This is a genomic window from Amedibacterium intestinale, assembly GCF_010537335.1.
Classification (GTDB): Bacteria; Bacillota_I; Bacilli_A; order Erysipelotrichales; family Erysipelotrichaceae; genus Amedibacterium; species Amedibacterium intestinale.
Window position 1 is genome coordinate 1,737,740 of record NZ_AP019711.1, and the last position, 25,941, is coordinate 1,763,680.

At 34.0% G+C, this 25,941-nt stretch carries 21 protein-coding genes and 1 other annotated feature; of the genes, 5 read left to right on the forward strand and 16 right to left on the reverse strand.

Annotation, left to right across the window (positions count from 1 at the left end):
- The first annotated feature begins 828 nt into the window (after nucleotides 1-828).
- A complete protein-coding gene (locus A9CBEGH2_RS08835) occupies nucleotides 829-1,125 on the forward strand; it encodes a YciI family protein (protein ID WP_115716497.1) in 297 nt (98 codons plus the stop codon).
- A 27-nt stretch (nucleotides 1,126-1,152) separates the two neighbouring features.
- On the opposite strand, the gene A9CBEGH2_RS08840 is transcribed toward A9CBEGH2_RS08835, so the two are convergent.
- Both A9CBEGH2_RS08840 and A9CBEGH2_RS08845 read right to left on the reverse strand, forming a co-directional pair.
- A complete protein-coding gene (locus A9CBEGH2_RS08840) occupies nucleotides 1,153-1,830 on the reverse strand; it encodes a LytR/AlgR family response regulator transcription factor (protein WP_115716496.1) in 678 nt (225 codons plus the stop codon).
- Nucleotides 1,831-1,901: 71 nt separating this feature from the next.
- Complete coding sequence (locus A9CBEGH2_RS08845) at nucleotides 1,902-3,215, reverse strand: MATE family efflux transporter (RefSeq protein ID WP_118277610.1); 1,314 nt, start codon at nucleotides 3,213-3,215, stop codon at nucleotides 1,902-1,904.
- A 306-nt stretch (nucleotides 3,216-3,521) separates the two neighbouring features.
- On the opposite strand from A9CBEGH2_RS08845, the gene A9CBEGH2_RS08850 reads away from it, so the two are divergent.
- Both A9CBEGH2_RS08850 and A9CBEGH2_RS08855 read left to right on the forward strand, forming a co-directional pair.
- On the forward strand, nucleotides 3,522-6,194 hold the full coding sequence (locus A9CBEGH2_RS08850; protein WP_157964983.1) for a PD-(D/E)XK nuclease family protein: 2,673 nt from the start codon (nucleotides 3,522-3,524) through the stop codon (nucleotides 6,192-6,194).
- The gene (locus tag A9CBEGH2_RS08855) at nucleotides 6,178-9,381 is read left to right on the forward strand and encodes a UvrD-helicase domain-containing protein (RefSeq protein WP_118277606.1); all 3,204 of its coding nucleotides are present in this window, start codon (nucleotides 6,178-6,180) and stop codon (nucleotides 9,379-9,381) included. Before A9CBEGH2_RS08850 ends, A9CBEGH2_RS08855 begins: the two co-directional genes overlap by 17 nt.
- Nucleotides 9,382-10,290: 909 nt before the next feature.
- Here the strand turns inward: A9CBEGH2_RS08855 and A9CBEGH2_RS08860 are convergent.
- Both A9CBEGH2_RS08860 and A9CBEGH2_RS08865 read right to left on the reverse strand, forming a co-directional pair.
- Nucleotides 10,291-10,857: a beta-glucosidase gene (locus A9CBEGH2_RS08860; RefSeq protein WP_118277605.1), complete on the reverse strand. Its 567-nt coding sequence runs from the start codon at nucleotides 10,855-10,857 to the stop codon at nucleotides 10,291-10,293.
- Between the two features lie 131 nt (nucleotides 10,858-10,988).
- The gene (locus A9CBEGH2_RS08865) at nucleotides 10,989-11,597 is read right to left on the reverse strand and encodes a cytidylate kinase-like family protein (RefSeq protein WP_115716492.1); all 609 of its coding nucleotides are present in this window, start codon (nucleotides 11,595-11,597) and stop codon (nucleotides 10,989-10,991) included.
- A 169-nt stretch (nucleotides 11,598-11,766) separates the two neighbouring features.
- On the opposite strand from A9CBEGH2_RS08865, the gene A9CBEGH2_RS08870 reads away from it, so the two are divergent.
- Nucleotides 11,767-12,588: a M55 family metallopeptidase gene (locus A9CBEGH2_RS08870; protein ID WP_163104601.1), complete on the forward strand. Its 822-nt coding sequence runs from the start codon at nucleotides 11,767-11,769 to the stop codon at nucleotides 12,586-12,588.
- A 376-nt stretch (nucleotides 12,589-12,964) separates the two neighbouring features.
- On the opposite strand, the gene mnmG is transcribed toward A9CBEGH2_RS08870, so the two are convergent.
- The 12 genes from mnmG to A9CBEGH2_RS08930 form a co-directional block, all read right to left on the reverse strand.
- Nucleotides 12,965-14,821, reverse strand: a complete 1,857-nt coding sequence (gene mnmG / locus A9CBEGH2_RS08875) for a tRNA uridine-5-carboxymethylaminomethyl(34) synthesis enzyme MnmG (RefSeq protein ID WP_163104603.1) — start codon at nucleotides 14,819-14,821, stop codon at nucleotides 12,965-12,967.
- A 188-nt stretch (nucleotides 14,822-15,009) separates the two neighbouring features.
- A complete protein-coding gene (gene prmC / locus A9CBEGH2_RS08880; protein WP_163104605.1) occupies nucleotides 15,010-15,864 on the reverse strand; it encodes a peptide chain release factor N(5)-glutamine methyltransferase in 855 nt (284 codons plus the stop codon).
- Entirely contained in the window at nucleotides 15,857-16,936 is a 1,080-nt protein-coding gene (gene prfA / locus A9CBEGH2_RS08885) for a peptide chain release factor 1 (RefSeq protein ID WP_115716432.1), read from the reverse strand. The genes prmC and prfA overlap by 8 nt, the downstream gene beginning before the upstream one ends.
- A 277-nt stretch (nucleotides 16,937-17,213) precedes the next feature.
- Nucleotides 17,214-17,846 (reverse strand): DUF4230 domain-containing protein, encoded by a 633-nt coding sequence (locus A9CBEGH2_RS08890; protein WP_118277598.1) that lies wholly within the window; start codon nucleotides 17,844-17,846, stop codon nucleotides 17,214-17,216.
- Nucleotides 17,847-18,049: 203 nt separating this feature from the next.
- Nucleotides 18,050-18,646 carry a thymidine kinase gene (locus tag A9CBEGH2_RS08895; RefSeq protein ID WP_118277597.1) on the reverse strand — a complete coding sequence of 199 codons (597 nt, stop codon included), beginning with the start codon at nucleotides 18,644-18,646 and terminating at the stop codon, nucleotides 18,050-18,052.
- Between the two features lie 77 nt (nucleotides 18,647-18,723).
- Nucleotides 18,724-19,320 (reverse strand): NAD(P)H-dependent oxidoreductase, encoded by a 597-nt coding sequence (locus A9CBEGH2_RS08900; protein WP_163104607.1) that lies wholly within the window; start codon nucleotides 19,318-19,320, stop codon nucleotides 18,724-18,726.
- 227 nt (nucleotides 19,321-19,547) lie between these two features.
- Complete coding sequence (gene rpmE / locus A9CBEGH2_RS08905) at nucleotides 19,548-19,751, reverse strand: 50S ribosomal protein L31 (RefSeq protein WP_115716428.1); 204 nt, start codon at nucleotides 19,749-19,751, stop codon at nucleotides 19,548-19,550.
- Between the two features lie 102 nt (nucleotides 19,752-19,853).
- Nucleotides 19,854-20,096 carry a hypothetical protein gene (locus A9CBEGH2_RS08910; RefSeq protein ID WP_118318167.1) on the reverse strand — a complete coding sequence of 81 codons (243 nt, stop codon included), beginning with the start codon at nucleotides 20,094-20,096 and terminating at the stop codon, nucleotides 19,854-19,856.
- Between the two features lie 3 nt (nucleotides 20,097-20,099).
- Entirely contained in the window at nucleotides 20,100-22,061 is a 1,962-nt protein-coding gene (gene metG, locus A9CBEGH2_RS08915; RefSeq protein WP_118278049.1) for a methionine--tRNA ligase, read from the reverse strand.
- A gap of 37 nt (nucleotides 22,062-22,098) precedes the next feature.
- Nucleotides 22,099-22,303 (reverse strand) — a binding site (T-box leader).
- 91 nt (nucleotides 22,304-22,394) lie between these two features.
- Complete coding sequence (locus A9CBEGH2_RS08920; protein WP_118318165.1) at nucleotides 22,395-23,267, reverse strand: hypothetical protein; 873 nt, start codon at nucleotides 23,265-23,267, stop codon at nucleotides 22,395-22,397.
- Between the two features lie 211 nt (nucleotides 23,268-23,478).
- On the reverse strand, nucleotides 23,479-24,960 hold the full coding sequence (locus A9CBEGH2_RS08925; RefSeq protein WP_118277836.1) for an RDD family protein: 1,482 nt from the start codon (nucleotides 24,958-24,960) through the stop codon (nucleotides 23,479-23,481).
- A gap of 2 nt (nucleotides 24,961-24,962) precedes the next feature.
- Nucleotides 24,963-25,277, reverse strand: coding sequence for a hypothetical protein (locus A9CBEGH2_RS08930; protein ID WP_163052152.1), 315 nt, complete (start codon nucleotides 25,275-25,277; stop codon nucleotides 24,963-24,965).
- Nucleotides 25,278-25,424: 147 nt separating this feature from the next.
- On the opposite strand from A9CBEGH2_RS08930, the gene A9CBEGH2_RS08935 reads away from it, so the two are divergent.
- Complete coding sequence (locus A9CBEGH2_RS08935; protein WP_163104609.1) at nucleotides 25,425-25,916, forward strand: VanZ family protein; 492 nt, start codon at nucleotides 25,425-25,427, stop codon at nucleotides 25,914-25,916.
- Nucleotides 25,917-25,941: the final 25 nt, after the last annotated feature.

Here is a 25,941-nt window from a genome sequence, read left to right on the forward strand (position 1 = left end):
ATTTTCCATCTGCCTTATGCTTCTTTTCCCCTGCTTCATTTCTATTATGATCCTGATGTTGCTTGTACTCTCTAACTATTTTATGATGTACAAATCTTGTCAGTTTTTCCAATTCGCAGAGTAAACAGATCTTATAAATAACTTCGTATTCTCATCTCTTCCATCATTTAAAAGCATGGCTTCATCAAAACACTTTTGTTATTTATCCCTTCCATAGATACCCTCTCAGTCTTGTCTATCTTCCATATATATAGCTCTCACTGATTTCTCTATTTCCAGTTCCCTATTATTTATATATATCGTATCTACTTATCCATTCTCTTTTATATCTTCTCTATTTTGAATCTATAACCTCAATGCCGTTCAATTACAATATATATAACTCTAATTCCTAATACTGGGAGTTATACGCACCATGTACGTTGGAAACATCACTATTTCCTTTTCCTAATACCTTGTTTTGCTGTCCCAAAACTTCTTTAGGCTTTAACTTCCGATGATCCACACCGTATTTTCCAATTGTTAGATATATATTTTATACAGTTAAGACTGACTGTTTAAACGCCCATTCATAAATCATCTTTTCTTATATAAGTTTTACATATCTAACGAAGTAAACATCCCATTTTCTCACCGCTCTCTTTTATCTGTTTTCTTTTTACACCTTTATTATATCCACGCACTTTTCTAAGTAAAGAAAAGTGGAAAAACTGGCAGAAATCTGGTATTTTCAGTAAAACCAATATCTAATTTACATAAGTGAAGCATATTGATTTTCAAAAAACAAACGAAATCATATAATAAATGCATTAATAAAGGAGGATTCTCATGCAATTTTTCATAGTAGAAGGTGTATTAAAGAAACCAGAACTTATGAACGATACCCTGTTAAAAGAACATATTTCCTATACACAAAAAGCGATGCAGAAAGAACTGTATTTATTATCTGGATTGAAAGAAGATCAAACAGGCGGCATTTTTATAATAAAGGCAGAAAACAAAGAAGCTCTTCAGTCTTATTTAGAAAATGAACCTTTCTATAAAGCCGGTATGCAAACCTATAAGATAACAGCGTTTGATGCTCACTATACACAAGAAGCGATAAGTTTCTGGTTTCAAAAGTAGTTCCACAGTGCCTATGGTGCACTGTTTTTACTTTTTATGAATATAACTTTCCATTTTCCTTCGAACTTCCTGTTTTCGATTTCTTGCGAATGGCAAAGCTATCTTTTGAAGATAAACACTATCACTATCTATTTTGGTAATATATCGCATATTTACCAAATAACTGGAATGAATTCTTAAAAAATCATAAGGCTCAAATTCCATATATGCATCTTTCATATTTTTTCGTTCTTTAAATTCTCCTTTTTGGGTATGATAAATAAGCTGTTTATCTATTTTTTCAATATAGAAGATATCACGATATTTAATAGGTACCTGCACATAATTATAAGAAAGCAAATACTCTTCCTCTCCTCTGCTCACTCTATATAAGGAAGAAGCAATATTCTGCATTTCTTTTTTTATTTGATGTTTATTTATATAAAGTATTCTTTCAAAAGAAGTATAAGAAGAAGTTTTTTCATCTTGTGTAAAAACAATGATACGCTCTGATTTTTTTAAAAGAAAAGTATCTAAAAAACGTGGTACATCATATTTCCCTTGAATAAATAAGATTGAAAAATCCACTTCACATTCTGCCTTTACAAAATCAGAAATAGAAGAAAAATATTGAAATGTCCACTCAGTCCCCTGAAATATCTTGCCTAACTCAAAGATTATTTCTTTCGCAACCGTTTCTTCTTCCAGCAAAGCAACTTTCAACATAGAGCCTCACCTCTTTTCTTTATCATAACACAAAGCATGTTACATGGTACAAAGAAAAGTAAACGTTAATTTCAGGCATACAGCCAATTTGCCTTTTTGTAGTAAAGAAAGAAAACAATCGAACTTAATGTCCATGTGATCGGATATACCCAATATACCACTTGAATACTGTGGAAAATTGGAGTAAAAAACATTAAAATACTGACACGAATGACACACCAGCATACCAGCATGACAAACATAGGAATACTGGATTTTCCAACACCTCGAAGAATGGCAGAAACGCAATGAGAATATGCCAGCAAAAAGAAAAATAAGGCAGAGGTTCTTGCTCGTTCTACTCCAAACTGTATTACTTGCGGGTCATTGTTGAAGGCTTTCGTTAAGGCAGGGGCAAATAGAAAAATCAAAATTCCAATACCTTCTGCCAGAAGCATAGAACACATCATCCCAAAGAAAGCTCCTTTTTTTGTACGTTCATATTCTTTCGCACCGCTATTTTGTCCAACAAAGGTTGTAAGTGCCATGGTGAAACTTGTAATTGGAAGAAAAGCAAATCCTTCAATTTTGGAATATGCACCACATCCTGCCATTGCCATTTCTCCAAAAGCATTAATGTTAGACTGTACAACTACATTCGCAATCGCAATAATAGAATTTTGTATACCGGAAGGAATACCTAAACGAAGAATCATCCCTAGATGTTTTTTATGAAAGGTAATCTTTTTTAGTTCTAAACGATAGGATTCTCTGCTTCGCATCAATAACACCAGGCAAAGAAAGGCACTTAAAAACTGAGATAGGATGGTCGCAAAAGCCGCTGCACCAACACCAAAATGAAAAACAGAAATGAATACAATATCCAAGACAATATTGGTAATCGAAGAAATAATTAAATAGTATAGCGGATGTTTGCTGTCTCCGATTGCCTGCAAGATACCCACAAAAATATTGTACATAACAAGTCCCAAAGAACCTGCGAAATAAATACGAAAATATGTAATAGAAGATGGCAGTACATTGGATGGTGTATCCATCCATATTAACATCTGTGGTGCCAACAAAACACCAACAAACGTTAAAACAACACTGGCAACAAGTCCAAAGGCAACCGTAGTGTGAATCGCCTTCTGCATGTTTTCCACATCTTTTGCGCCAAAATAGCGAGCTATGACAACGCCTGCCCCCATCGCAATTCCATTAAAAAATCCAACCATTAAAAAAATCAAATTCCCAGATGAGCTTACCGCAGCCAATGCATTGCTTCCAAGAAAGTTTCCTACAATTAAAGAATCCGCTGTGTTATATAACTGTTGAAATAAATTTCCTAAAAATAAAGGCAACGCAAAAAAAGTAATCTTTTTCCAGATACACCCCTCACTCATCGATGTACTCCCTTTATCCACACATACCCCTCCTTAAAAATCATATCTTTTATTATAATACAAAATATTAACGATTATCTATAAAAAGAAAGAGATGCGTATTCATCATGAACAGATTTTCAATATTATTTTTATAAGCCTTTTCTCATGATAAAATTAAATTTTATATTCGGTTACAACTGAATTAAAGCACAACAAACAAATGTTACTATCAAAATATTTCCTTTCCATAGATTTTCATGTTCTTTCCTTTTTTCACACACCTATCTGTTATATAATATCTCTTAGTAAGAAAGGATGGATGTTATGGCTTCTTTACATGATTTGCGTATGGGTGATATTATAGTAGCCCCTTCGTATTTACACCCTTTTTTAAGAGAGCAGCTGATAGAAGAAAACCAAGGATGTATTGGTATTCATCTGCACTCTTTTTATAGTCTTTTAACTTCGTGGCAAAAGGAAGAACCACAAGGTGAAATTGCGATTATTTCACAGTATCGAAAATTGATCAAAGAGATGCTTCCTTCATTGTCTATATATAAAGAAACAGCTTCTTCTCTGCCATTTCTGCAGGAATGTTATGCCTTTATAGAAGATATGAAAACATGGGATATTTCTATCGACCAGCTGCCAAGAGAAACTGCTTCACAAAAAGAATTGTATGCCATTCTCTTTCCGTTATATCCCATTACAACTTCTGCAGATATACAAAAGAAAACACTGGAGAAAAGAATACATCATGATTTTTCAAACATCTACCTATACGATGCTTCGTTTTCCTTGAAGGAACAAAAACTGGTGGACTTTTTCATAGAACATGGCGCAAAGCACATTCCTATGCAGCCAGTATGTCAAAAAAAGCAGTTTTATCATGCGGTAAATAAACGACAGGAAATTGAAGGATGCGCACAATACATTCTTCAACATGACATATCTGCACAAGACATACAAATTACCTTGACAGATACGACATATGCTCCCATTGTAAAACAGATTTTTGAACGATACAAAATTCCACATACGTTTCTTTCCAATTCGCATACAAGTATCATCACCAAGCGTTTTCATGCCTTGTTTCAATATTACTTGCGGCAGGATGAAAAACATTTTTTAAACTGTCTTGACTGCGGATGTTTTGTGGTAGAAGGAATCGAAAGTCTTCGAAGTTATCTTGAAATTTTCCCGGGAAATATTACAACGCCTTTTGATCACCTGCAAACGATTGATTATCAAGGACATGTATTATCACCCCTTGATCTGAAAAAACTGTTACACCTGCAACAAAAAGCAGAAGAAGTTCGCCAGCAAGTTACAGAAAAACTGCATCCGTTTCTAACATCTGCTTCCATCGAAGAAGTCTTTCTTTCAATTTGTGAGCTTGTGAAAGAAACCTTATCGACACAGCATACAGAGTTACAAGTATTTCTAAAAGTACAAAACTTTTTAAATGATGTCTTTCCCTATTTAGAAAACATGGAAGATTTTACTTTCTATCTGCCTTACCTGGATAAGATTTCCTATGATGGTTCTATCAAGGAGATGCATGGGGCAATCGTTACTTCCCTAACACAAAACTGTCCAAAGAAACAATACCAGTTCATATTAGGGGCAACACAAAACAATTATCCTGCTTTTTCTTTTAAAAAAGGCATTTTTGATGAAAGCTACTACCAATTTCTTCCTTATCCAAGTATGGAAGATCGTTATGCCCATTATTTAAAACAACTAGAGAAACAATTATGGAATGCACCCGTTCTTGTCGTATCGTATCCACTTGGAACCTATGAAGGAAAAAGTCTGGAGGCAGCACTGGAAATGGAACAAATGCTTGGAAAACCAGAGTCTTACCCGCTTCATACTTCTTATGTGCCAAGGAAAACATCCCTTGAAATCTCTCCACAAATCGCAAAACAGCTATTTGTGAAAGATGATGTTTTAAAAGGCTCTATTTCCTCTTTGGAACGTTATATTCACTGTCCTTTCTCTTACTTTTTGCGTTATGGATTAGGACTTCGTGAGCCGATGCAGTATACATTCTCGGATTCCTATGCCGGAACACTTTCTCATTATGTACTGGAAACCCTGACAAAAACGATGGGAAAAGAATATGCGAAAGCAACATCAGATAAAATCGAACAATTACTACATAAGGAAATTGAAGAAATAAAAGAAATCTTTCCTTCATCTGCCAGCAGTTACTCTCTTTTAGAAAAACGATTGTTTACCAATTTAACACAGACACTGCAAAGACTGGAAGATATGGAAGAACACTCCCATCTAAAACCATGGAAACAGGAAGAGCCTTTTACCTATACCTTGCCTGTAAAAGAAGATGTAAAACTGCAGCTGTATGGAATTATTGACCGTATTGATGCCGATGGAAACCTTGCGAGTATCTTGGATTATAAAAGCTCGATAAAAACCTTATCCGAGCCAAAAGTATTTGCGGCATTGCAGTTACAGCTGTTAACTTACTCCATCGTTGTAAAGAAGATGCACAAAGAAGTATTGGGAGCATATTATGTATCTTTAAAAAACGAAAATATCCCAAACATTGCCGGACAGCTAAAACGTCGTCCTGTATCCTATACAGAAATAGGAAAAGAAGAAAAAGAAGCACTGTTGAAAAAAGCACATCGAAGAAATGGATGGACAATGTCTTATCAGGTAGATATTCTGGATGATGATGCAAGCCACATTGCAGGGGTTCGTCAAAACAAAGATGGTATCATAAAAGCAGGAAAAACGTACAGTCTTGATCAGATTGAAAAATACTTTACAACGATTTATCAGAAAATCGCAGATCGCATTCTTTCTGCAGATATATCCTTAACACCAGATGAAGATGCCTGTACTTTCTGCAAGTATTATGAAATTTGCCGTTTTCATGGATTATATACAAAAAAAGAACCGTTTATAGAGCCAGATGATGCGCTCTATCGAAAAGAGGAGGAAAAAGAAGATGCCACAATGGAATGAGATGCAGCTAAAAGCCATTGAAACAAAACAGAAAAATGTCCTTGTTTCCGCCTCTGCGGGAAGTGGAAAAACTACGGTACTTATTGAGCGATTGATGCGATTGGTTATGGAAGAGCGTGTAGAAGTCGATGCGATACTGGCAATGACTTTCACCGAAGCTGCCGCCAATGAAATGAAAAAACGACTGGCAGCAGCCTTGCAGTCTGCCTATGACACCAGTACAAAGGAAGAAGAAAAAGCATATATTACAAGACAGCTGACTTCTATACAAACTGCGCATATTTCTACCATTCACTCCTTTTGTCTATCTATTATTCAAGATTATTACTATATCATTGGATTAGATCCTGCCCGTATTTCCAGCATTATGGATAATGGGGTAATGGAACAGGCAAAAAGTGAAGCACTATCCAAAGCATTTGACATCCAATATGAAAAACAGGATGAGGATTTTCTGCATACATGTATGATGTTTTCTTCCCGTGCAGAAAATAACGATGCACTTGCAGCTTGTATTCAAAATCTTGCGAACCTTTCTTCCAGTAAACCAAACCCAAAACAATGGCTGGAAGATATGAAAGAGATGTATCATGATATCCATACCCTTGATGATATTCCTTCTTTTATGCAAGATATCTTTTTTGACTATCTACATGTACAAATGGAACGATATCATGAAGTTTTAGATCGTCTTGCATATTTATATGAATATCGTTACAGTGAAGAAGAAAAGAAAAAAACAGCTGTCATGAAAAAGTATGGAGCACTTGGCGAAGTAGAAAAAACACTAGAAGAAAAAGATTATGAAGCTTTTCGACTGGCATTTCGTGGAATTGCACAGGGAATCATCCCTACCAGTCCAGATAAAGAAGATAATGAATATCATCGTTTACGAAAACAATCACAGGAATTGGAAGATGAACTGCTTGCAATCTTATTTTCTTCCACAACTTTTCTACAGGATATCCAAACCTTATACCCTATCGTTAGTAAACTGGTAGAAATGACATTAGATTATCGAAATGCATACCAAACTATCAAAGAAGAAATACAGTGTATTGACTTTGATGATATGGAACATTTTGCCCTTGAGATTTTACAGGCAAAAGATGGAGAAGTAGCCGATATTTACCGTAACCAGTTTGTAGAAATCATGGTGGATGAATTTCAGGACAGCAACGATGTTCAAAATGAACTTGTATTATTGATATGCAAAGAAAACAATGTATTCCGCGTTGGTGATATCAAACAGTCAATTTATGGTTTCCGTCATGCGAAACCGCAGTTGATGAAAGGATTGATCACAAACAAAAAAGAAAACGATGAAGTTATTTACTTATCCAACAACTATCGTTCTAAAAAAATGATCGTAGATTTCAATAATATTTTATTTAAAGAGCTGATGAATACCGATGGTTTTTCTTGCAGCTATGCGAAAGAGGATGATGTAGAAACTGGGGTTCCTGCACAAAACGAAGATAACCTTCCTATCTGTTTCCATGCGATTTTCCATGATGAAATAAAAAAAGAAAATGATCTTATATTATCCAAGAATGATTTTAAAGCGTCTTATATTTCCCATGAAATTCTTCGAAAACATGAAGAAGAAAATAGAAAATGGAAAGATTTTGTTGTCCTTGTCAGAAGCAATGCCAGAAAAGAAAACCTGAAAGCTGCGTTTGATAAGCTGAACATTCCGTATTTCATTGATGTAAAATCAGGGTTTTATCAGTCCAATGCTGTACAAATTATGTTATCTACTTTACGTGCTCTATTACATCCACAGGAAGATATTCCTTTTATGGCCGCAATGACTTCTCCCTTATTCCAATACAATGTAGAAGATTTTGCCCATGCAAAACTGCAGAAAGAGAAAACACAGTCCTATTATGCCTGGTTTAAAGAACATGCCAGTGCAAATTTTAACGTGTTTGAAGATCTTCGAACAAACACAAGAACACTGTCTTTACCAGATATGTTAAACCTTTTATACAACACAAATGATTACTATTCCTTGCATACAACCTTGCAGGAGAAAACAAATTTAGACTTGTTGTATGAAAAAGCAGTTAATTTTGAAGATAGTTATGCGACAGGGATTGCCGGTTTTTTATCACAGATCGAACAAATCAAAGATGCCCAGACAGCAGAAGCGATTCCCATTGGTAGTGAAGCCGATGTTGTACGTGTTATGAGTATTCATCAATCCAAAGGATTACAGTTTCCTGTTGTTTATTTATGGTCTTCTGATTCCTTCAGCATGGTGGAAAATAAAGAATTCTGTATGTGTGATGCGGATATGGGAATTGCCTTAAAATGTATGGATCTTCCACAGCGTTATGTACGCACAACATGGTATCGTCTAGCAATGGAACATAAAAAAAATAAAGAAGAACTGGAAGAAGAAATGCGTATCTTATATGTTGCGACCACACGTGCACAGCAGGAAATGCATATTGTAGATTGTGTCTTATCTTTGGATACATACAATCGCCCACTTACCATGTCCGCTATTTATGAACGTAATGGATACTCTTCCTGGATCTTACAATCCTTCCTGCAAAACCCAAACCCTTTATTTACTATTCAGGAAGTTCATCAATTGTGGAACGACATTCCTCTTCCAGAAGAAATTCATCCTGTATCAAAAACATTCCAATATCAAAAGGATACAAAAAAACTGGAAATCATTACTCCAACAGCGATTCAAAAAGAACATCTTCCAGAATTAAACCTTCATAAACAAGTGCGAGGAAGCAGTTATGGAACAAAGATGCATAAACTGATGGAAACCATAGGAGAAGATACTTTTTCTATTGAAAACATAAAAGAAAAAGCAGAAATGCTAGGATTACAGCTATATGATAAGCAGATGCATTCCATCACAACTCTGTATGAACATCCCATCTATCAAGAAGCCTTACAGGGGCAGTGTTTTCACGAACTTCCTTTTATGGTGAAAAAAGAAGATATGATTCTTCACGGATATATGGACTTTGTATCTATTCAAGATAAAATTATGATCATTGATTTTAAAACAGATGCATTGGAAAAGGAAGAAGATTTTAAAAAGCTATATGCTTCACAGCTATCCCAGTATAAAGAAGCAATGCATATTTTATATCCATCAAAAGACATACATACGTATATTTACTCTTTCCATTTGGAAAATATGATAAAAGTATAACTACGAGTCTTTTTCAATAGCAGATTTTGATAAGTAAATACAAATCTATGTTCTTGAGCAGGTTTCCTTAATCATCATTCCTTTAAAGGTAACTGTTATATGTTATAAAGAGAAATGAAACTGAATAAGATGATGTACTTTCTTCTAAAGATATATTTTTATTTTTTAAATATTTAAATATCATGTATAAACATTTCATAATTATATTTCGTGATATAATCACTACGTTTCCCATCTCTGCCCAATGTGGAGGAGGTGATTTTACATGGAGATAATCATTACGATATTTACTTCTGTTATCGCTGGTACAATTTGCCATTGTATCTGCAAGTGGCTGGACAACAAGAAGTAGGCAACAATTTTGGCCATAACGAAAAAAGGAGTGTTGCAGCACTCCTTTTTCTTTTACATGGCTCATTACGATATTTTGCCTACACATATTATATGCAAATACAGTAACTTAGTCAAACTAAATTTTTTAGTTATATGCGTTGAATCTTAGTGGAGATACAACCTCTTTTGTATAGACAGAAGATGGCATTCATGAATATGGTTTAACATTTATATCTCTAGAAGTTAGATAATATAGATGAAATACAAAAGTCTGGAACAAGCTATCTCCTTTATAAACAATCTCCATTGCCTCTTAGCAAACACTCATAATTGTAGATAAAAATGAAGATAGAAGCGTAATAGAATATAATCCTTATGTGGTAAAAATAATTTATCCTAACAAGGATTCTAATATAATTGATACAATCAATTTAATATATGTAAAAATGAAGCCAATGCCCTCTGCTCTGTTATCTACGATATAAAAAACAAAAAAATTTTAGAGCTGATGGAAAGCTATCTTGTAAAAGTTTAAAGAAAATACAAGATGTAACAAAAGTAAAAAGCTGATTTTACTTAGCTTACATACGACATTTCCCCTAGGGCTTTATTTCTTTTCTCCGATAAAGTTTTCAAATAGTTGCGAACAGCTTCCCAAATAGAATACATAACATTTTCCAATACACCCAGCTGTACACTTTGTACAATTAGCTGTAACAAATAATCTTCTTTTCCTGTTCCATAATCATTATCAAACATCAACAATAAAACACCTAAAAGATAGTTTTCTTTTATAAATTTCATATCTTCTTTTTCTTCTTCTATATGAAACAATTTATGTTCATATAGAAACAGCAAGTTATCATATACATCTACAGGAATCTGTATTTTTCCTTTCGGATAATACAAACAGTCTTTTTCCTGCCATAATCCAAATTGTGTCTTAAAATCATGAATACGCAAGGTAAGTGGAAGCCTCCAGTCTTCAAATATATCTAAGTTTCCTGTCGCATTTAAATCTTTAAACGCAAAGCCATCTTTTTCAATGATTTGAATACCCAAATTAGGATGATAACTCAAATTCTTCCCATTTTCATTTTCTATGATATCATATGATTTTTTATGCACCAATTTCCACGTCATATCAATAGAAACCTCCTCGTTTATATCTATATTGACAGTATAACAGTTTCTTCTTTCTCCTATGTCAAACAATCTTGTGAAATTATGGTAGAACAAATATTTAAAAAGAGTGGTTTGCACTCTTCTTTAAATCAGTCTTTTATTACATCTTTAATAATTTGCACAGCTCCATCCACATCAAATGTACTTGTATTAATACTTAAGTCATAATTTTCTGCACGTCCCCATTTTCTGTCTGTGTAATATTCATAATAGTTTGCACGTCTTTTATCTATTTTATGAATAGAATCTTCTACATTTCGTTCATCCACTTCATAAGAATGTACTGCACGTTTGATTCGATCATTCATATTCGCATGAATATAAACATTTAATACATCATCACGATCACTTAATACATAATCTGCACATCGTCCAACAATTACACATGGACCTTCCTGAGCAACCTGTTCAATAACCTGTGATTGTACCAGATATAAACGATCATTCAATGATAATTCGGTAATCGTAGATAATGGTCCACCCAAAGAATATCCTAAAGCACCAATCAGATGAAATCCCAAGCTTGTACGTGTGTCATCTTCCACAAACAATTCAGGATCCATTCCACTTTCTTTTGCGGCTATTTCAATTAATTCCTTATCATAAAATGGAATACCTAAATCTTTCGCAAGCTTTTCACCTACTTCTCTTCCTCCGCTTCCAAATTGTCTACTAATTGTAATAATGGTCTTTTTCATAAATGTCGACCTCCTTATTTCTATTCTTATTATACTCCTTATTATATATTTCATCAATGAGTGCGCTTACATATTATTTTCTTTTTTCAAGCTTCTCCATCTCTCAACACTTATTGTATAAACTTTCCATTCATGTCATAATACATATAACAGAAAGAGGGTATTTACAATGAAAAAAATTTATATCTCTGCAGATATTGAAGGAATATGGGGAAACAGCAACCCTGCTTATACGATGCGAGGTGGTGCAGAGTATGAAGAATATAGAACCAACATGATAAATGAAGTAAATTTAGTTATTTCTGCCTTATTTGAAAATGGTGTTGAGGAAATTATCGTGAATGATGGTCATGGCAATATGGATAATCTTTTGCCATCTCGCTTAGATCCACGTGTATCTTTTGTTTCCAGCAATGGTGCTTATAAACCATATGGCATGATGGAAGGATTTGATGACAGTTATGATGGTGTATGTTTTATTGGTTATCATTGTCGTTCCAATACAGCAGGTATTATGGCACATACCAATTGGGGAGCGATGATTCGAAATATTAAAGTAGATGGAATGGAAATGGGAGAGGCTGGCATTAATGCTCGTCTTGCCTGGGAATATGGTGTTCCTGTTATCCTTGTTAGTGGAGATAATCTTTTAAAACAGCAAATAGAAGAAGAATTGGGTAAGGGATTTTCTTATGTAGAAACAAAAAAAGCAATTAATTCTCAATGTGCTCTTTGCTGCAGCTGGAATACACTTATGAAACGTTATCAAACTGAAATTCCAAAAGCTTTAACGCATGCAACTATGAAGAAAGAGGTAACTTCTCATAGTATGGAAATTACCTTTCATCATGAACGCAATGCAGCATTCGCAAGTCGTATGGACAATGTGATACGTATAGATAATTGTACAGTGCGAATTGAAAAAGATAACTATGATGCATTGTACCGTATGATGCGCTTTATCATCAAAACATGCAATGCTTTCGCATGATGTTTAACAAACACATTGATAAAAAAGAGACTGTGCCTATTAAAAAAAATTCGAATTTCTTCCAAAAGCACAGTTTTTCTATTATTTTCTTATTTACTACTATTATAGGAAAATTCAAGATTTGTATATTTCTAACCAATTTTTAATCATTCTAACCATTCTCATCAAATTTTGGTTAGAATAGAGAACATTCTTAATTATAAAATGAAAGAAATGATAATAAAGGAGGGAATTAAAAAGAAAACCATTAAAACTGTTATTATGTTTTGTTAAAACATTATTTAAATAAATCTGCCAGTTGACAAAATTTTTCTTTATATAACATAAAAAATGATGTATCCGCAAATGGTCTTACATCATTTTTTATTACATCTTTCTAACTTCGTTTTAACTGCTCCAAATATACTGCCAACACCGCAATATCAGCTGGATTCACACCTGAAATTCGAGAGGCCTGCCCCATCGTCATTGGCTGTATTTCTGATAGCTTTTGTTTTGCTTCTAAAGATAAATGCTGAATACTGTTATAATCCAAATCCTGTGGTAAACTTACCCTTTCCATTTGTCTTAAATGTGCAGCATCTCTTTTTGCTTTGTTGATATAACCCTCATATTTGACTTCAATTTCTACCTGAGAAAGTACTTCATCATCATATTTTATTTCCAGATAATCTTTCATGCCATCTAATGTAACTTTTGGACGTTTTAATAAATCTAAAGCAGAAATTCCCTCTTTTAATGTTCCATATTCAATAGATTCCAAGTAAGTATTAATTTCAGATTTTGGTGTAAAGCGAACTGTCTTTAAATACTCCTTACATTCTTGAATATTTTTTTCTTTTTCTTCAAATGCAGAGAATCTTTCATCACTGATAAGTCCAATTTCATGTCCATAAGTACTTAATCTTCGATCTGCATTATCATGACGCAACAACAAACGATATTCTGCTCTTGATGTTAATAAACGATAAGGCTCTTTTGTACCCTTAGTCACCAAATCATCAATCATAACACCGATATATGCTTCATCTCTATGTAAAATAAGAGGTTCTTTGCCATCCATTTTCAATACAGCATTAATACCTGCCATTAACCCCTGGGCAGCTGCTTCCTCATAACCACTTGTTCCATTAATTTGCCCTGCAGTATAAAGATTTTCAATCTTTTTATTTTCCAATGTTGGTTTGCACTGTAATGGATCAATCGCATCATACTCAATCGCATAGGCATATTTCTCAATGATACAGTTTTCTAATCCCGGCAAGCTTTTCAACATATCTTCCTGCACATCGTGTGGCATAGAAGTAGAAAATCCCTGTATGTAAGTTGTATTTAAAGATTCACTTTCCGGTTCCAGGAAAATCTGATGACGTTCCTTATCCGCAAAACGTACCAGTTTATCTTCAATACTTGGACAATAACGTGGGCCAATCCCTTTCACAAGCCCGGAATACATAGCAGAATCCTTTAAATGAGAGCGAATAATTTCATGTGTTTTCGCATTTGTATAGGTCAGATAACATACCGCCTGTTTTTCAAAAGGGCGAATGGACTTCGTTTCATTGGAAAAGCGTAAAAAAGCATCTGTGCCGGGTTGTACTTCCGTTTTACTGAAATCAATGGAATCACTGCGAATACGTGCTGGTGTTCCTGTTTTTAAACGGAATGTATGAATACCTAAATCACGCAGACTTTGTGATAATGAATCTGTTGTAGGTTCATCATCTGGTCCTTGTTTGGTAGAAGTATGTCCTACTAAAATACGACTGCTCATAAACGTTCCACTTGTGATGATCAAAGAATGACAAGGCTCTATATGACCATCCGCCTGTAACACTCCACGAACAACACCATTTTCTGCCAATACCTTTTCCACACACATCTCACGCACTTCAAGATGCTCTTGATGTAACACTTTATTCTGCATATAACGCATATACGCAATTTTATCTGACTGCACACGAAGACACTGTACACCAGGTCCTTTCGTTGTATTCAACATCTTAAACTGAAGTGCTGTTGCATCCGCAGCCTTTCCCATTTCTCCACCTAATGCATCAATTTCACGAACAACGATTCCCTTTGCAGGTCCTCCTACACTTGGGTTGCAGGGCATTGATGCGATCATATCAATATGCATAGAATATAGAATGGTATCTTTATTCATACGTGCACAAGCAAGTGCTGCCTCTACACCAGCATGTCCTCCACCAATGACAATAATATCCGCCATATACAACATCCTTTCCTATAAACGTACTAACATTTTACCACAGAACTTTTATTTTGACTGTAAAAAACAAATAGAACACTATAATTTCCAATAATACTAAATTTTTAATAATGTATTCACTTACCATACATCATTATATGTGAACGAAATACAAAAAGCAGCACAAAGCTGCCTATAATCTATGTTTTCTATTCAAGGTTTAAGTAGATAAACAACATTCTGTTTTTACCGCTCATGTCCTTAATGACTTCAATCTTCGCATCAGGGAAATATTTTCTGGCTTCTGTACTCAATGCTTCTTTTTGGTTATAACCCATTTCAAATGCCATGAATGCTTTCTCTTTTAGAATCTTAGGTGCATTCTCAAAGATAACACGATAAAATTTCAAGCCGTCTTCTCCACCGAATAAAGCCACATGTGGTTCATAATTCACCACACTATCCTCCATGACTTCTTCATTTGGAATATATGGAGGATTACTAATAAGAATATCCAGTTTGATATCACGATCAATCAAAGGCTGTAACATATCACCTACTAGAAAGGATACCACTGCATCGTTATTTGCGGCATTTTCTTTCGCCACCATCACTGCTTTTTCACTAATATCACTTGCCAGCATGTGAATGTTTTCTTCCTCTTTCTTTAAAGAAATCGCAATTGCTCCACTACCTGTACCAATATCTGCCGCAGTTACCTGCTGTCCTTGAAAATATTCATCATAAGCAGCCAATACATTGGCAACAAGCTCTTCTGTTTCAGGTCTTGGAATCAACACATCTTCATTTACTTTAAAACGATACCCATAAAACCATTCAAAACCAAGCACATGCCCTAACGGTTCTCCTGCCAGTAAACGCTGAATACCTGCTTCATATTCTTTTTCAATATCTTCTGGCATTTCCTGTTCAAATTCCATATATAAATTATGTGCTTCCATATTTGTCAGTTCCAAAAGATAAAGCAAAGCTGCCTGCTCTCCTCGATCTGCTTCTTCCATGCGTCTCTGTGCATGTTTTAGCACTTCTTTATAACTACTCATTTTTTGTACCTGCTAATTTTGCCTGCTGATCAGCACTTTGTAAAGCATCTAATAATTCCTGCATTCTACCTTCCATGATACGATCCAGCTGGTTTACGTTATATCCAATACGGTGATCAGTAACACGGTTTTGCGGATAGTTGTAAGTACGGATTTTTTCTGCACGATCTCCTGTACCAATCTTGCTTCTTCTTTCAGCTCCCTGTTCTTCTTCCAGTTTACGCTGATGTTCTTCATATACACGAGAACGAATAGTCATCAATGCTGTTGCACGGTTTTCATGCTGAGAACGACCATCCTGGCATTTTACAATAATACCTGTTGGTTTATGGATGATACGTACAGCAGAGTCTGTTTTATTAATGTGCTGTCCACCGGCACCACTTGCACGCATGGTTTCAATTTCCAAATCATTCATATCAATATCAAAATCTTCTGCTTCAATTTCCGGTGTAACTAAAACCGTCGCAGTAGATGTATGAATACGTCCCTGTGATTCTGTTTTTGGAACACGCTGTACACGATGACTTCCAGATTCAAACTTCAATCTGCCATATACGCCATCCCCTTTTACCATAAAAGATACCAAAGAGAATCCACCAGCCTCAGAATCATCCATTTCAATGATTTCAATTTTCCAGCCCTGGCTTTCTGCATATTTGCTATACATACGATATAAGTCACCCGCAAAGATATTTCCTTCATCTCCACCAGCTGCTCCACGAATTTCCACAATCGCATTGTGAGAATCATTTGGATCTTTTGGAATCAGAAGAATTTCCAGCTTTCCTAAAAGTTCTTCAATTTTAGGCTCAAGTTCTTCAATTTCCATCTTCGCCATTTCTTTAATTTCTTTATCATCTTCCATTAAAAGTTCTTTTGCTTCCTGTAAAGCTTCCGCACTTTTTTTGTATTCTTCATAAGTTTCTACAACTTGTGTTAAATCTGCCTGTTCTTTTCCAAGTTTCGCAAGTTCTTTACTGTCGGATACGATTTCCGGCATCATCATCATTTCCGTAATTTCGTGATAACGGTTTACCATACCTTCCAGACGTTCAATCATGATACTCATAACATAACCTCCTGCCTCTATTTATACTAGCCTTAAATGGCATAAATATCCTTATATACTATACCATTGAACACTTAAAATGAAAAGAATTTTTCAACATCTAAAAAGAATAAAAAAAGAAAGTGCCCTCTGCTTATATCTACAGCAGACACCCTCTATATTATTTATATTCTTGTATACTATGCAGTTAAAAATAATACAAAATAAAACAATGCAATAAGAATAACAATACCTATTAAGATAAATCGAAGTTTTTTCATCATTTGTTAATCATCTCCTATTTCTTAATAAATTTTATCTTATACTCCTTTAAATCATATTCTTTCTCAAAAAAAGGAGTTAATATTTTTTCTGCATTTTCATATGCATTTTCCAACAACCCATTAGAAATCGCATCTTTTTCCGCATTCTTTTTTAATTCCGCCAATGCTTTGTTGTTTTCAGATAATGTAATCTGTCGAAATATACTTTCATCTTCATGGTAGATCTTGCAGGAATCCATATCTATTTCCGTACTTAAAATTTTTGCTTCTGGCAATTTTACTTCAATCACATGATTCGTTTCTTTCCACTCTATCTCATTAAAGTTAAATCCTGCTTTTATATTCACATCATAACTATATACATACTTGCTTTGCGTAAATGGAATTTCCATACCAAATAGATTTCTTGCGGCTTTTGTCACATTTACTTCCGTAACATATGCACTTTGTGTAGCCAGTTCCCCAATATCTTCAAAACCAAGCTTTGTAGTTTTGCTTTCTGCTACATAAGATTTTCCTATTCCAAGTACAACTACCATAAGCAAAGCTATCATGCCTATTGCGGTAAGTAATTTATTCGCAAGCAGAAATTTCCAAACATTAAATCTGCTTTTGTTTTTCCCCTGTTCTTTTTTCTGTAATTCCATCAAACATCCCTCCAATCTTTATACGAAAATATCTACCCATGATAAGATATATCATTACAGCATCTTGTTAATATACTGCTCCATTTAATATTTACTTTTGTTATATATAATACTTAAAAATCTTACATAGTCAATATATATGCCGTTTTTTCGCAAAAAGAAAAGAAGATTACGCATAACCTTCTTTCTACAATTTAAAATTGTTAGTCTTTATGAATGGTTCTTTTTCCCGGCACTTCATGACAATGACGACATCTTGCCTCATACTGTTCACTTGCGCCAACCTGAATAATTGGATCATCATAACGAGCTGGATGACCATCAATTAATCTTTGACTTCTTGTCGCAGGTGCGCCACATTTCATACATACTGCTGTTAGTTTTGTTACAAACTCTGCATGTGTAAACAACTGCGGCATTACACTGAATGGTTCTCCTCTAAAATCCATATCCAAGCCTGCTACCATAACTCTTTTTCCCTGATCCGCAAAATGATCACAAATTTCTACAATTTCTTCATCAAAGAACTGTACCTCATCAATTGCGATTACATCATAACTATCGTCTATGTAATCAAAAATTTCTCTTGCATTTTTAATATTAAAACTTTTCACACTGCTTCCCGCATGAGAGACAACAGAATCTTCACTGTATCGATTATCTATTTTCGGTTTAAATACTGCTATTTTTTTCTTTGCATATTCCAAAACTTTAATTCTACGAATAAGTTCTTCTGTCTTACCTGCAAACATACAGCCAGAAATAACTTCCAGCCATCCCTCTTTATACTGCTGATACATATCTTCACCTCATAACGCAGTTTATTATACTACATAATTAGACAAAAAAACAGAAGCTTACACTCCTGTTTCTTAGATTAAAATGTTCCCGCAAGTTTTTCAGCTTTTTCTTTTGATGAAGAAAGAATGTTTTCAATATCATTTCCGATTACATCTAAACCTTCAATCGCAATGGTAGAGATGTCATATACACCAAAGAAATTTAACAGCGTGCGCAGATAACGATCTCCCATTTCTACTTCGCTTCCTTCATATACGCCTCCACGAGCAGTAATATGGATAGCTTTTTTATTTTCTAAAAGTCCTTGTGGTCCCTGTGCAGTGTAGCGAAACGTAATACCTGTAACACTGACATAATTCAAATAAGCTTTTAAAATAGCCGGCATAGATAAATTCCACATTGGTGCAGCAAAAATATATTTATCTGCTTCCTGAAATTGATATGCATATTTCAATACAGGGTGCTGTTTACTTTCTTCTGTCTTAGGCCCAAATACAGAATCTAAATCCTGTGGTCTTAAAAAATCAATACCTTCTTTATATAAATCCAGTGTAATGACTTCATCTTCCGGATGATTCTTTTTATACATTTCTACAAAATGGTCGGATACTTGAAATGTTCTAGACTGCCCTTCTTCTTTAATATTTGCTTTTATATATAATACTTTACTCATAAATAATCTCCTTATTTTTTCACTAGTATTAGTATTCTTTCATTTTTCAAAACTATACTACTTCTACAAGTATCTATATCGTACTTATTTCTAAGCATTCCTACAAGTCATATGACCATTTATCGCATATAAAGAATACATAGCTATATTACTATATTAAAAAAAGAGTCATAACTTCTTGAACAATTTGTCCTTCTGTCATAACTCTTTTTTCTTTGTAATTGTTGTTATTTAAGTCCGTATTTTTTGTTGAATTTTTCAATACGTCCTGCAGCAGCAGCGAATCTCTGACGTCCAGTAAAGAATGGATGACAGTTTGAGCAAGTATCAACACGCAATTCTTTTGCAGTTGAACCTGATTCAAATTCAGCTCCACAAGAAGTACATTTTACCATAATACGGTGGTATTCTGGATGAATTCCTTTTTTCATAATATACTCTCCTTCCGCCTTAAGCCTCATGCGGGCCCAAAGTAAGTGCTATACAATTATAACAATACTTTGTCTATATCGCAAGTAGCTACTATAATTTTTTTAATTTTTATCTTCTTCTTTTTCTTCATCTTCTAAATAATCATCTAATTTTGTATCATCATTATCGCCTGGAAGATATTTTTTCAACATTATACCTCTTCCAATACCCATCACGATCAACAAAATCCCAAGAAATAGAAGTATTTGTTCCTGCACTTGCCATCCTTTGATGATAAACACAAGTCCTACAAGAATTAATAGTCCTACGTAACCAAAAATCGTAACCTTTTGTTTCGGATTCATAAACTAGCTTACTTTCGTTCCATTAGGAAGATCTTTCGCAATGGAAACAATATCCAAATCATCTTCTGTACTTGCGCATAAAATCATACCTTGACTTTCTACCCCGCGAAGTTTTACTGGTTTTAAGTTCGTTACCACAACTACCTTTTTCCCTACTACTTCTTCTGGTTTAAATGATTTCGCAATTCCACTGACGATTTGACGTGTTTCATCTCCTAAATCAATCTGTTCTACTAACAAACGATCTGCTTTTGGATGTTTTTCTGCCGAAATAATTGTCCCTACTTTTAATTCTACTTTTGTAAAATCTTCAATAGAAATTTCTTCTTTCACATCTTTTTTATCTTCTTTGGAAGCTTTTTCTTCTGCTTTTTCCTGTGCTTTTTTATCAGCTTCCAGTTTTTCCATAAATTCTTTCATATCGTTACGAGCGAATAGAATTTCTGGTTTAGAATCAACTGTACGGCCACATTCTAACATACCAAATTCTTTTAAGCTTTCTGTATCTCTTTGTGAAGTACTTAATTCATCTAAGATTTTCTCAGAAGTTTCTGGCATATAGCTGCTTAAAAGTACTGCCGCAATACGGATACTTTCCATCAAGTTGTAAAGTACGGTTGCTAAACGATCTTTTTTGCTTTCATCTTTTCCTAAAACCCATGGTGTTGTTTCATCAATATATTTATTACAACGTTTCAAAAGCGCAAAAATTTCATCGATGGCTTCTCCAACATGCAAGGTATCCATTGCTTTTTCTACACGTTTTGGTGTATCCATTGCCAATGAGATCAATTCTTCATCAATAGCTTCTTTTTCTAATGGATTGCTAATTACACCGCCAAAGTATTTATTCTGCATAGAAATTGTACGGTTTACCAAGTTTCCTAAAACGTTTGCTAAATCAGAGTTCACACGCTCTACCATCAAATCCCAGGTAATTGTTCCATCCTGAGCAAATGGCATTTCATGAAGAACGAAATAACGTACTGCATCTACACCAAAATAGTGTACTAATTCATCAGCATAAATCGCATTTCCTTTTGATTTAGACATTTTTCCATCGCCAACTAATAGCCAAGGATGTCCAAATACCTGTTTTGGAAGTGGCAAATCAAGTGCCATTAAGATAATTGGCCAGTAAATTGTATGGAAACGTAAAATATCTTTCCCGATGATATGTACATCAGCAGGCCAGTATTTCTTAAAGTTTTCCCCATGATTTCCATCCGCATCATATCCTAAAGATGTAATATAGTTTGTCAAAGCATCTACCCATACATATACAACATGTTTTGGATCAAAATCGACTGGTACACCCCATGTAAAAGAAGTACGAGATACACATAAATCCTGTAGTCCCGGTCTTAAAAAGTTATTCAACATTTCATTTTTACGAGATTCTGGCTGAATAAATTCCGGATGTTCTTCAATATACTGAATTAAACGATCGGCATATTTCTGCATTTTAAAGAAATACGCTTCCTCTGTTGCCTTTTTCACTGGACGACCACAATCTGGACAGCAGCCATCAACTAATTGACTCTCTGTCCAGAAAGATTCACATGGTGTACAATACATTCCTTCATAGGTACTTTTATAAATGTCACCTTTTTCATATAATTTTTTGAAGATTTTCTGCACTTGTTTTTCATGCTGTTCATCCGTTGTACGAATAAAGTAATCATAAGATGTATTCATCATATCAAAGTTTTTACGAACAACAGAAGCAACATTATCTACAAACTGTTTTGGTGTAATACCAGCATCTCTTGCTTTTTCTTCAATTTTTTGACCATGTTCATCTGTTCCCGTCTGGAAAAATACATCATATCCCTGTTGACGTTTATAACGCGCGATCGCATCAGTCAATACGATTTCATATGTATTTCCAATATGTGGTTTTCCTGATGTATAAGCAATTGCTGTAGTGATAAAATATGGTTTCTTCTTGCAGTTTTCACACATAAGTAAATCCTCCCTTTTAGAAAATAAAAATCTCTCATCAAAGGACGAGAGATTCGTGTTACCACCTTTTTTCGTGTACAAATGTACACCTCAAATCCTTAACGCTAGATTCACGACTTTTTCTAATCATTCAAAAAAGCGGTTCCAGGGCCATTTTCCTGTCATTTCTTCATACAGATTTCCACCTGCCATCTGTTCTCTAGGTTTTCAAAATGCAGTACTCTTCCTGTCATTACCTTTGATTTTTACCATATACAATTATATAGAAATCCATACTGTATTACAAGCATTTCTTTTACAAGGATTATATCGGATACAAATACGTAAATGAATTTATGATTTCCTTCTGTTTAACCTATCTAAAATCTTAGTTTTTAATTCTTCATCAATCTCTAAAATCTCCATTGCTTCTTCTCTGCTCAAATTCATATTTTTTTCTATTTTTTCTATAGCCTTGAGCATTGTATTTACTTCTCCTTCAACTATACCTGCTTCTTTCCCTTCTGCCAATGCCTCTACTCTTGTCTTTCTTTCATAATATTCAATTACATTACACATATCATCCATTGCCTCCTCTAGTTCTCTTGTCATTTTTATTTTATATCTTTCTTCTAATATCTGCTTTTTCTTAGCTACTTCCATATCCGATACAAATAAAATGTGTAAAAATCTGATGACTTCATTTTCACTGTCTTCTTTTAATGGATATACCATAATGATATTCATCAATGTCTTATCCTCTTTTTCAGGAAATGTATGTACTTCTATCATTTCCTCTTTTTTCACATCCATATCCATTACGATCCATATGGAATACACTTCTTTCATTTCTCCATACCTTGATTTCATAAACCCTTCTGACTTATTCTTTTGTTTAGCTATCAACCTACTCACATAATAAACTGCTCTGTTCATCAATGGATACCCTGGATTTTCTTTGCTTTGTGCTTCTATGTTTACAAATATCTTCGTTTTAGGAAGTTTTACTTCATAGAGTTTATCATACTCTATTCTTGCACCTGGTATGCTTTCATCTACGATATTGCTTTCTTTTATACCGCAATATCCCTTGTTATCTAAGATAAGTTTTTCAAGTATATAACTTACTACATCTTTATTTGACAATACTCTTTTACAGTAATCATCAAACGCCTTTCCTTTTCCTCTAATTTCAACTGCACTACCCAATTCTGTATTTTCTATCATTCTTTCACCTCTTTTATCTTTCATAATTAATTACGATGCAAAAGGATGAAAATACAAATTTATCTGTTATTTTTTACTTTTTCTTCTATATCACTATAGCACAATAAACATTATCCTAGTATATACCTTATGGGATATTCATGTTATAAAACAAAAAAACAAACTTTATGATAGATTTCAGCCATCCTTAAAGTTTGTCTTAAATCAGTATTTACATTTTTGCGCGAATCAAAGATATAATTAAACTTTCTGCTTCTTCCGGGCAATGACAGTCTCCTAATTCATTTCCCTGTTTTCTACTTGTAAATCCACTTCCACAAGTAATTAACAATTTATCTTTTTGTGCATAGCGCAATAAATCAGCCATCTGTTTTTTATTATATGCCGACTGGAACACTTCAATTCCTTCGATTCCATGAGAGAGAATATCCTTCATCAGTTCTTCATCATGCAGGAAATCAGCTCCATCCGCAAGTACCGCTACACCATTTGTTAATGATATGACATCCAAGACATCCTGCAAAGGAGGACATTTCATCATCACATAACAAGGTTTTCCATATGCAAAATATTCCTGACATAAAATTTCTACTGCTTTGTTCATTTCCATCTTGCGATATGGCTTTAATACTTCACATTCATCGTATAAGCTAGAATTTAATACATGTCGCACCAGTAATCTTCCAGAAATCCTTTGGAAGCGATTTGTATGCAGCAGGCGTTCTACAGGAATTTGTACACCTAATATCTTTTCAAATCTTCTAACTCTTTCTAAGCTGGCATTTCTTTCATTTACCAAGCCATTATTTTCAATTGTTGTAAATATATCATTCTTATAATCAATAAAATATCCTAGAACACGCACTCTTCTGCCTTTATATTCTGCCCCTATTTCAATACCAGGAACATAGTTAATATTATAAAGCTTGCTCATATTTACAGCAAGAGCATTTGCTTTTACACTGTTCCAGTCTGTAATAGAAATCGTATGAATTCCTTCTTTTGCAGCCATCTGGAAAATTTCTTCCACATTATATTCCCCATTAGCACTGAAGTTAGAACGTACCCTTAAATCAATGTGATTGCGAGGATATGATACTTTAGAAACAGATTCCACTTTCTTTTCTGTAACAGGAGCCTTCACTTCCTGTTTACTTTCTATTGTTTCAGCTTCTACTCTAATCAGATATGTTCTTAATAAAAAGTCAATCAGATTGCGATGCTTTTTATCCACCAGGAAAATTATTCCATTTAATGCCCAATATACAAATACTCCAATAACATTTGTAAAAATCATCAGCACAACAAAAGGAATTGCATTTCCTAAAACCTCATGCATCAAACAAACTTTCTGACTTGCTCTTTTACCATTTTCACGCATTATCGCAAAACCAAACTGATACATTCCAAATGTGCGTCCTTTTGTTTTCTTGATAATAGAACTATTAAAGAAAAAGATAGACAACCCCATCAAGACTCCTACAATAATATTGGCAATAAAGATTGCGGTAACACTTAAAAGACTACCCAGCACAGCTAAAAGAATAAGGTTCCACAACATCATTGGAGATAACATTACAGAAACATCTAACGCAAAAGAAAGAAAACAATCCCAGTAGTCCTTTCTTTGAAGATATGCGACATTAGAAGGTGTTCTGCTTTCTTTTGTCTTACTTTTTATATTTCTACGCATACTTATTTATTCTCCTTTTTCTTTTCATATTTCAGTATCCCTATTTTTACGCAAAGCCATGTAAACAGCGCAGCCAAAACAAAAGATACTCCAAGAATATAAATCGTCTTTATGTCAATAGATGCATCTTTTAAAAAATGCATACTTGTCATAACAGCAAATATAACACATAAAAATGGAATAAACATATATCGCTTTATACTTTTCTGATCAAGACAATAAGCCTGATGACAACCAGGACAACATATATGTACATTCCCTCTAATTATTTTCATAGAAATAGGCGTATGACAGTTTTCACAAATATGAATCATCATAAGCACACAACCTTTCTTTTATAATTATACTACACTTTCCAAAATTGTATATGCATAAAAATTATATGGAAATCGTAAGAAATTTCCTCTTGCGCATAATCAATACTTAAAGTATCATACTATGCATATGAAAAAAGGAAGGTGTCTATGAAACATTATCTCACTCGCAAAAAATGTTATAAGTTTTTCCTGTCCTTTTTCTTTATTCTATATATTTTTGTTTTATTGTATTTGTTGTTTTTTGCTTCTGAATTTTCCAGAGATCATATATCCATGATGAATGGAAACTACCTGGAAACTCTTCGCCAGCAATGGAATAGCGCAACCAATCTTCATCCCTTTAAAACCATCCATACTATGATACAGATTTATCACAATCCTTATTATTCCAACATGATTGCACATACCAATCTATATGGAAATATTATCATCTTTATGCCGTTTTCTTTTTTTCTTCCACAATTATTTCCTTCTATGAAAAAAGCAGCTCATTTTCTACCTTTTATGCTTTTTCTTATTATCCTCGTAGAGATTTTACAGCTTTTTACTTTTAGCGGATCTATGGATATTGATGATGTCATCTTAAATTATTTTGGTGTACTCATTAGCTTCTACATATGTAAAAAAGTCTTTGTTTAAAACCATTGAAAACAAAGACTTTTTT

Bases quoted from the DNA above. Each gene is read 5' to 3' on its own strand.
- A9CBEGH2_RS08925 (WP_118277836.1), bottom strand. From the start codon at position 24,960: ATGCGTAGAAATATAAAAAGTAAGACAAAAGAAAGCAGAACACCTTCT.
- mnmG (WP_163104603.1), bottom strand. From the start codon at position 14,821: ATGGCGGATATTATTGTCATTGGTGGAGGACATGCTGGTGTAGAGGCA.
- A9CBEGH2_RS08930 (WP_163052152.1), bottom strand. From the start codon at position 25,277: ATGATGATTCATATTTGTGAAAACTGTCATACGCCTATTTCTATGAAA.
- A9CBEGH2_RS08870 (WP_163104601.1), top strand. From the start codon at position 11,767: ATGAAAAAAATTTATATCTCTGCAGATATTGAAGGAATATGGGGAAAC.
- A9CBEGH2_RS08840 (WP_115716496.1), bottom strand. From the start codon at position 1,830: ATGTTGAAAGTTGCTTTGCTGGAAGAAGAAACGGTTGCGAAAGAAATA.
- rpmE (WP_115716428.1), bottom strand. From the start codon at position 19,751: ATGAAAAAAGGAATTCATCCAGAATACCACCGTATTATGGTAAAATGT.
- A9CBEGH2_RS08895 (WP_118277597.1), bottom strand. From the start codon at position 18,646: ATGTATCAGCAGTATAAAGAGGGATGGCTGGAAGTTATTTCTGGCTGT.
- A9CBEGH2_RS08850 (WP_157964983.1), top strand. From the start codon at position 3,522: ATGGCTTCTTTACATGATTTGCGTATGGGTGATATTATAGTAGCCCCT.
- A9CBEGH2_RS08865 (WP_115716492.1), bottom strand. From the start codon at position 11,597: ATGAAAAAGACCATTATTACAATTAGTAGACAATTTGGAAGCGGAGGA.
- A9CBEGH2_RS08910 (WP_118318167.1), bottom strand. From the start codon at position 20,096: ATGAATCCGAAACAAAAGGTTACGATTTTTGGTTACGTAGGACTATTA.
- A9CBEGH2_RS08835 (WP_115716497.1), top strand. From the start codon at position 829: ATGCAATTTTTCATAGTAGAAGGTGTATTAAAGAAACCAGAACTTATG.
- A9CBEGH2_RS08935 (WP_163104609.1), top strand. From the start codon at position 25,425: ATGAAACATTATCTCACTCGCAAAAAATGTTATAAGTTTTTCCTGTCC.
- metG (WP_118278049.1), bottom strand. From the start codon at position 22,061: ATGTGTGAAAACTGCAAGAAGAAACCATATTTTATCACTACAGCAATT.
- prmC (WP_163104605.1), bottom strand. From the start codon at position 15,864: ATGAGTAGTTATAAAGAAGTGCTAAAACATGCACAGAGACGCATGGAA.
- A9CBEGH2_RS08900 (WP_163104607.1), bottom strand. From the start codon at position 19,320: ATGAGTAAAGTATTATATATAAAAGCAAATATTAAAGAAGAAGGGCAG.
- A9CBEGH2_RS08855 (WP_118277606.1), top strand. From the start codon at position 6,178: ATGCCACAATGGAATGAGATGCAGCTAAAAGCCATTGAAACAAAACAG.
- A9CBEGH2_RS08920 (WP_118318165.1), bottom strand. From the start codon at position 23,267: ATGATAGAAAATACAGAATTGGGTAGTGCAGTTGAAATTAGAGGAAAA.
- A9CBEGH2_RS08860 (WP_118277605.1), bottom strand. From the start codon at position 10,857: ATGACGTGGAAATTGGTGCATAAAAAATCATATGATATCATAGAAAAT.
- A9CBEGH2_RS08890 (WP_118277598.1), bottom strand. From the start codon at position 17,846: ATGGAATTACAGAAAAAAGAACAGGGGAAAAACAAAAGCAGATTTAAT.
- A9CBEGH2_RS08845 (WP_118277610.1), bottom strand. From the start codon at position 3,215: ATGAGTGAGGGGTGTATCTGGAAAAAGATTACTTTTTTTGCGTTGCCT.
- prfA (WP_115716432.1), bottom strand. From the start codon at position 16,936: ATGAGTATCATGATTGAACGTCTGGAAGGTATGGTAAACCGTTATCAC.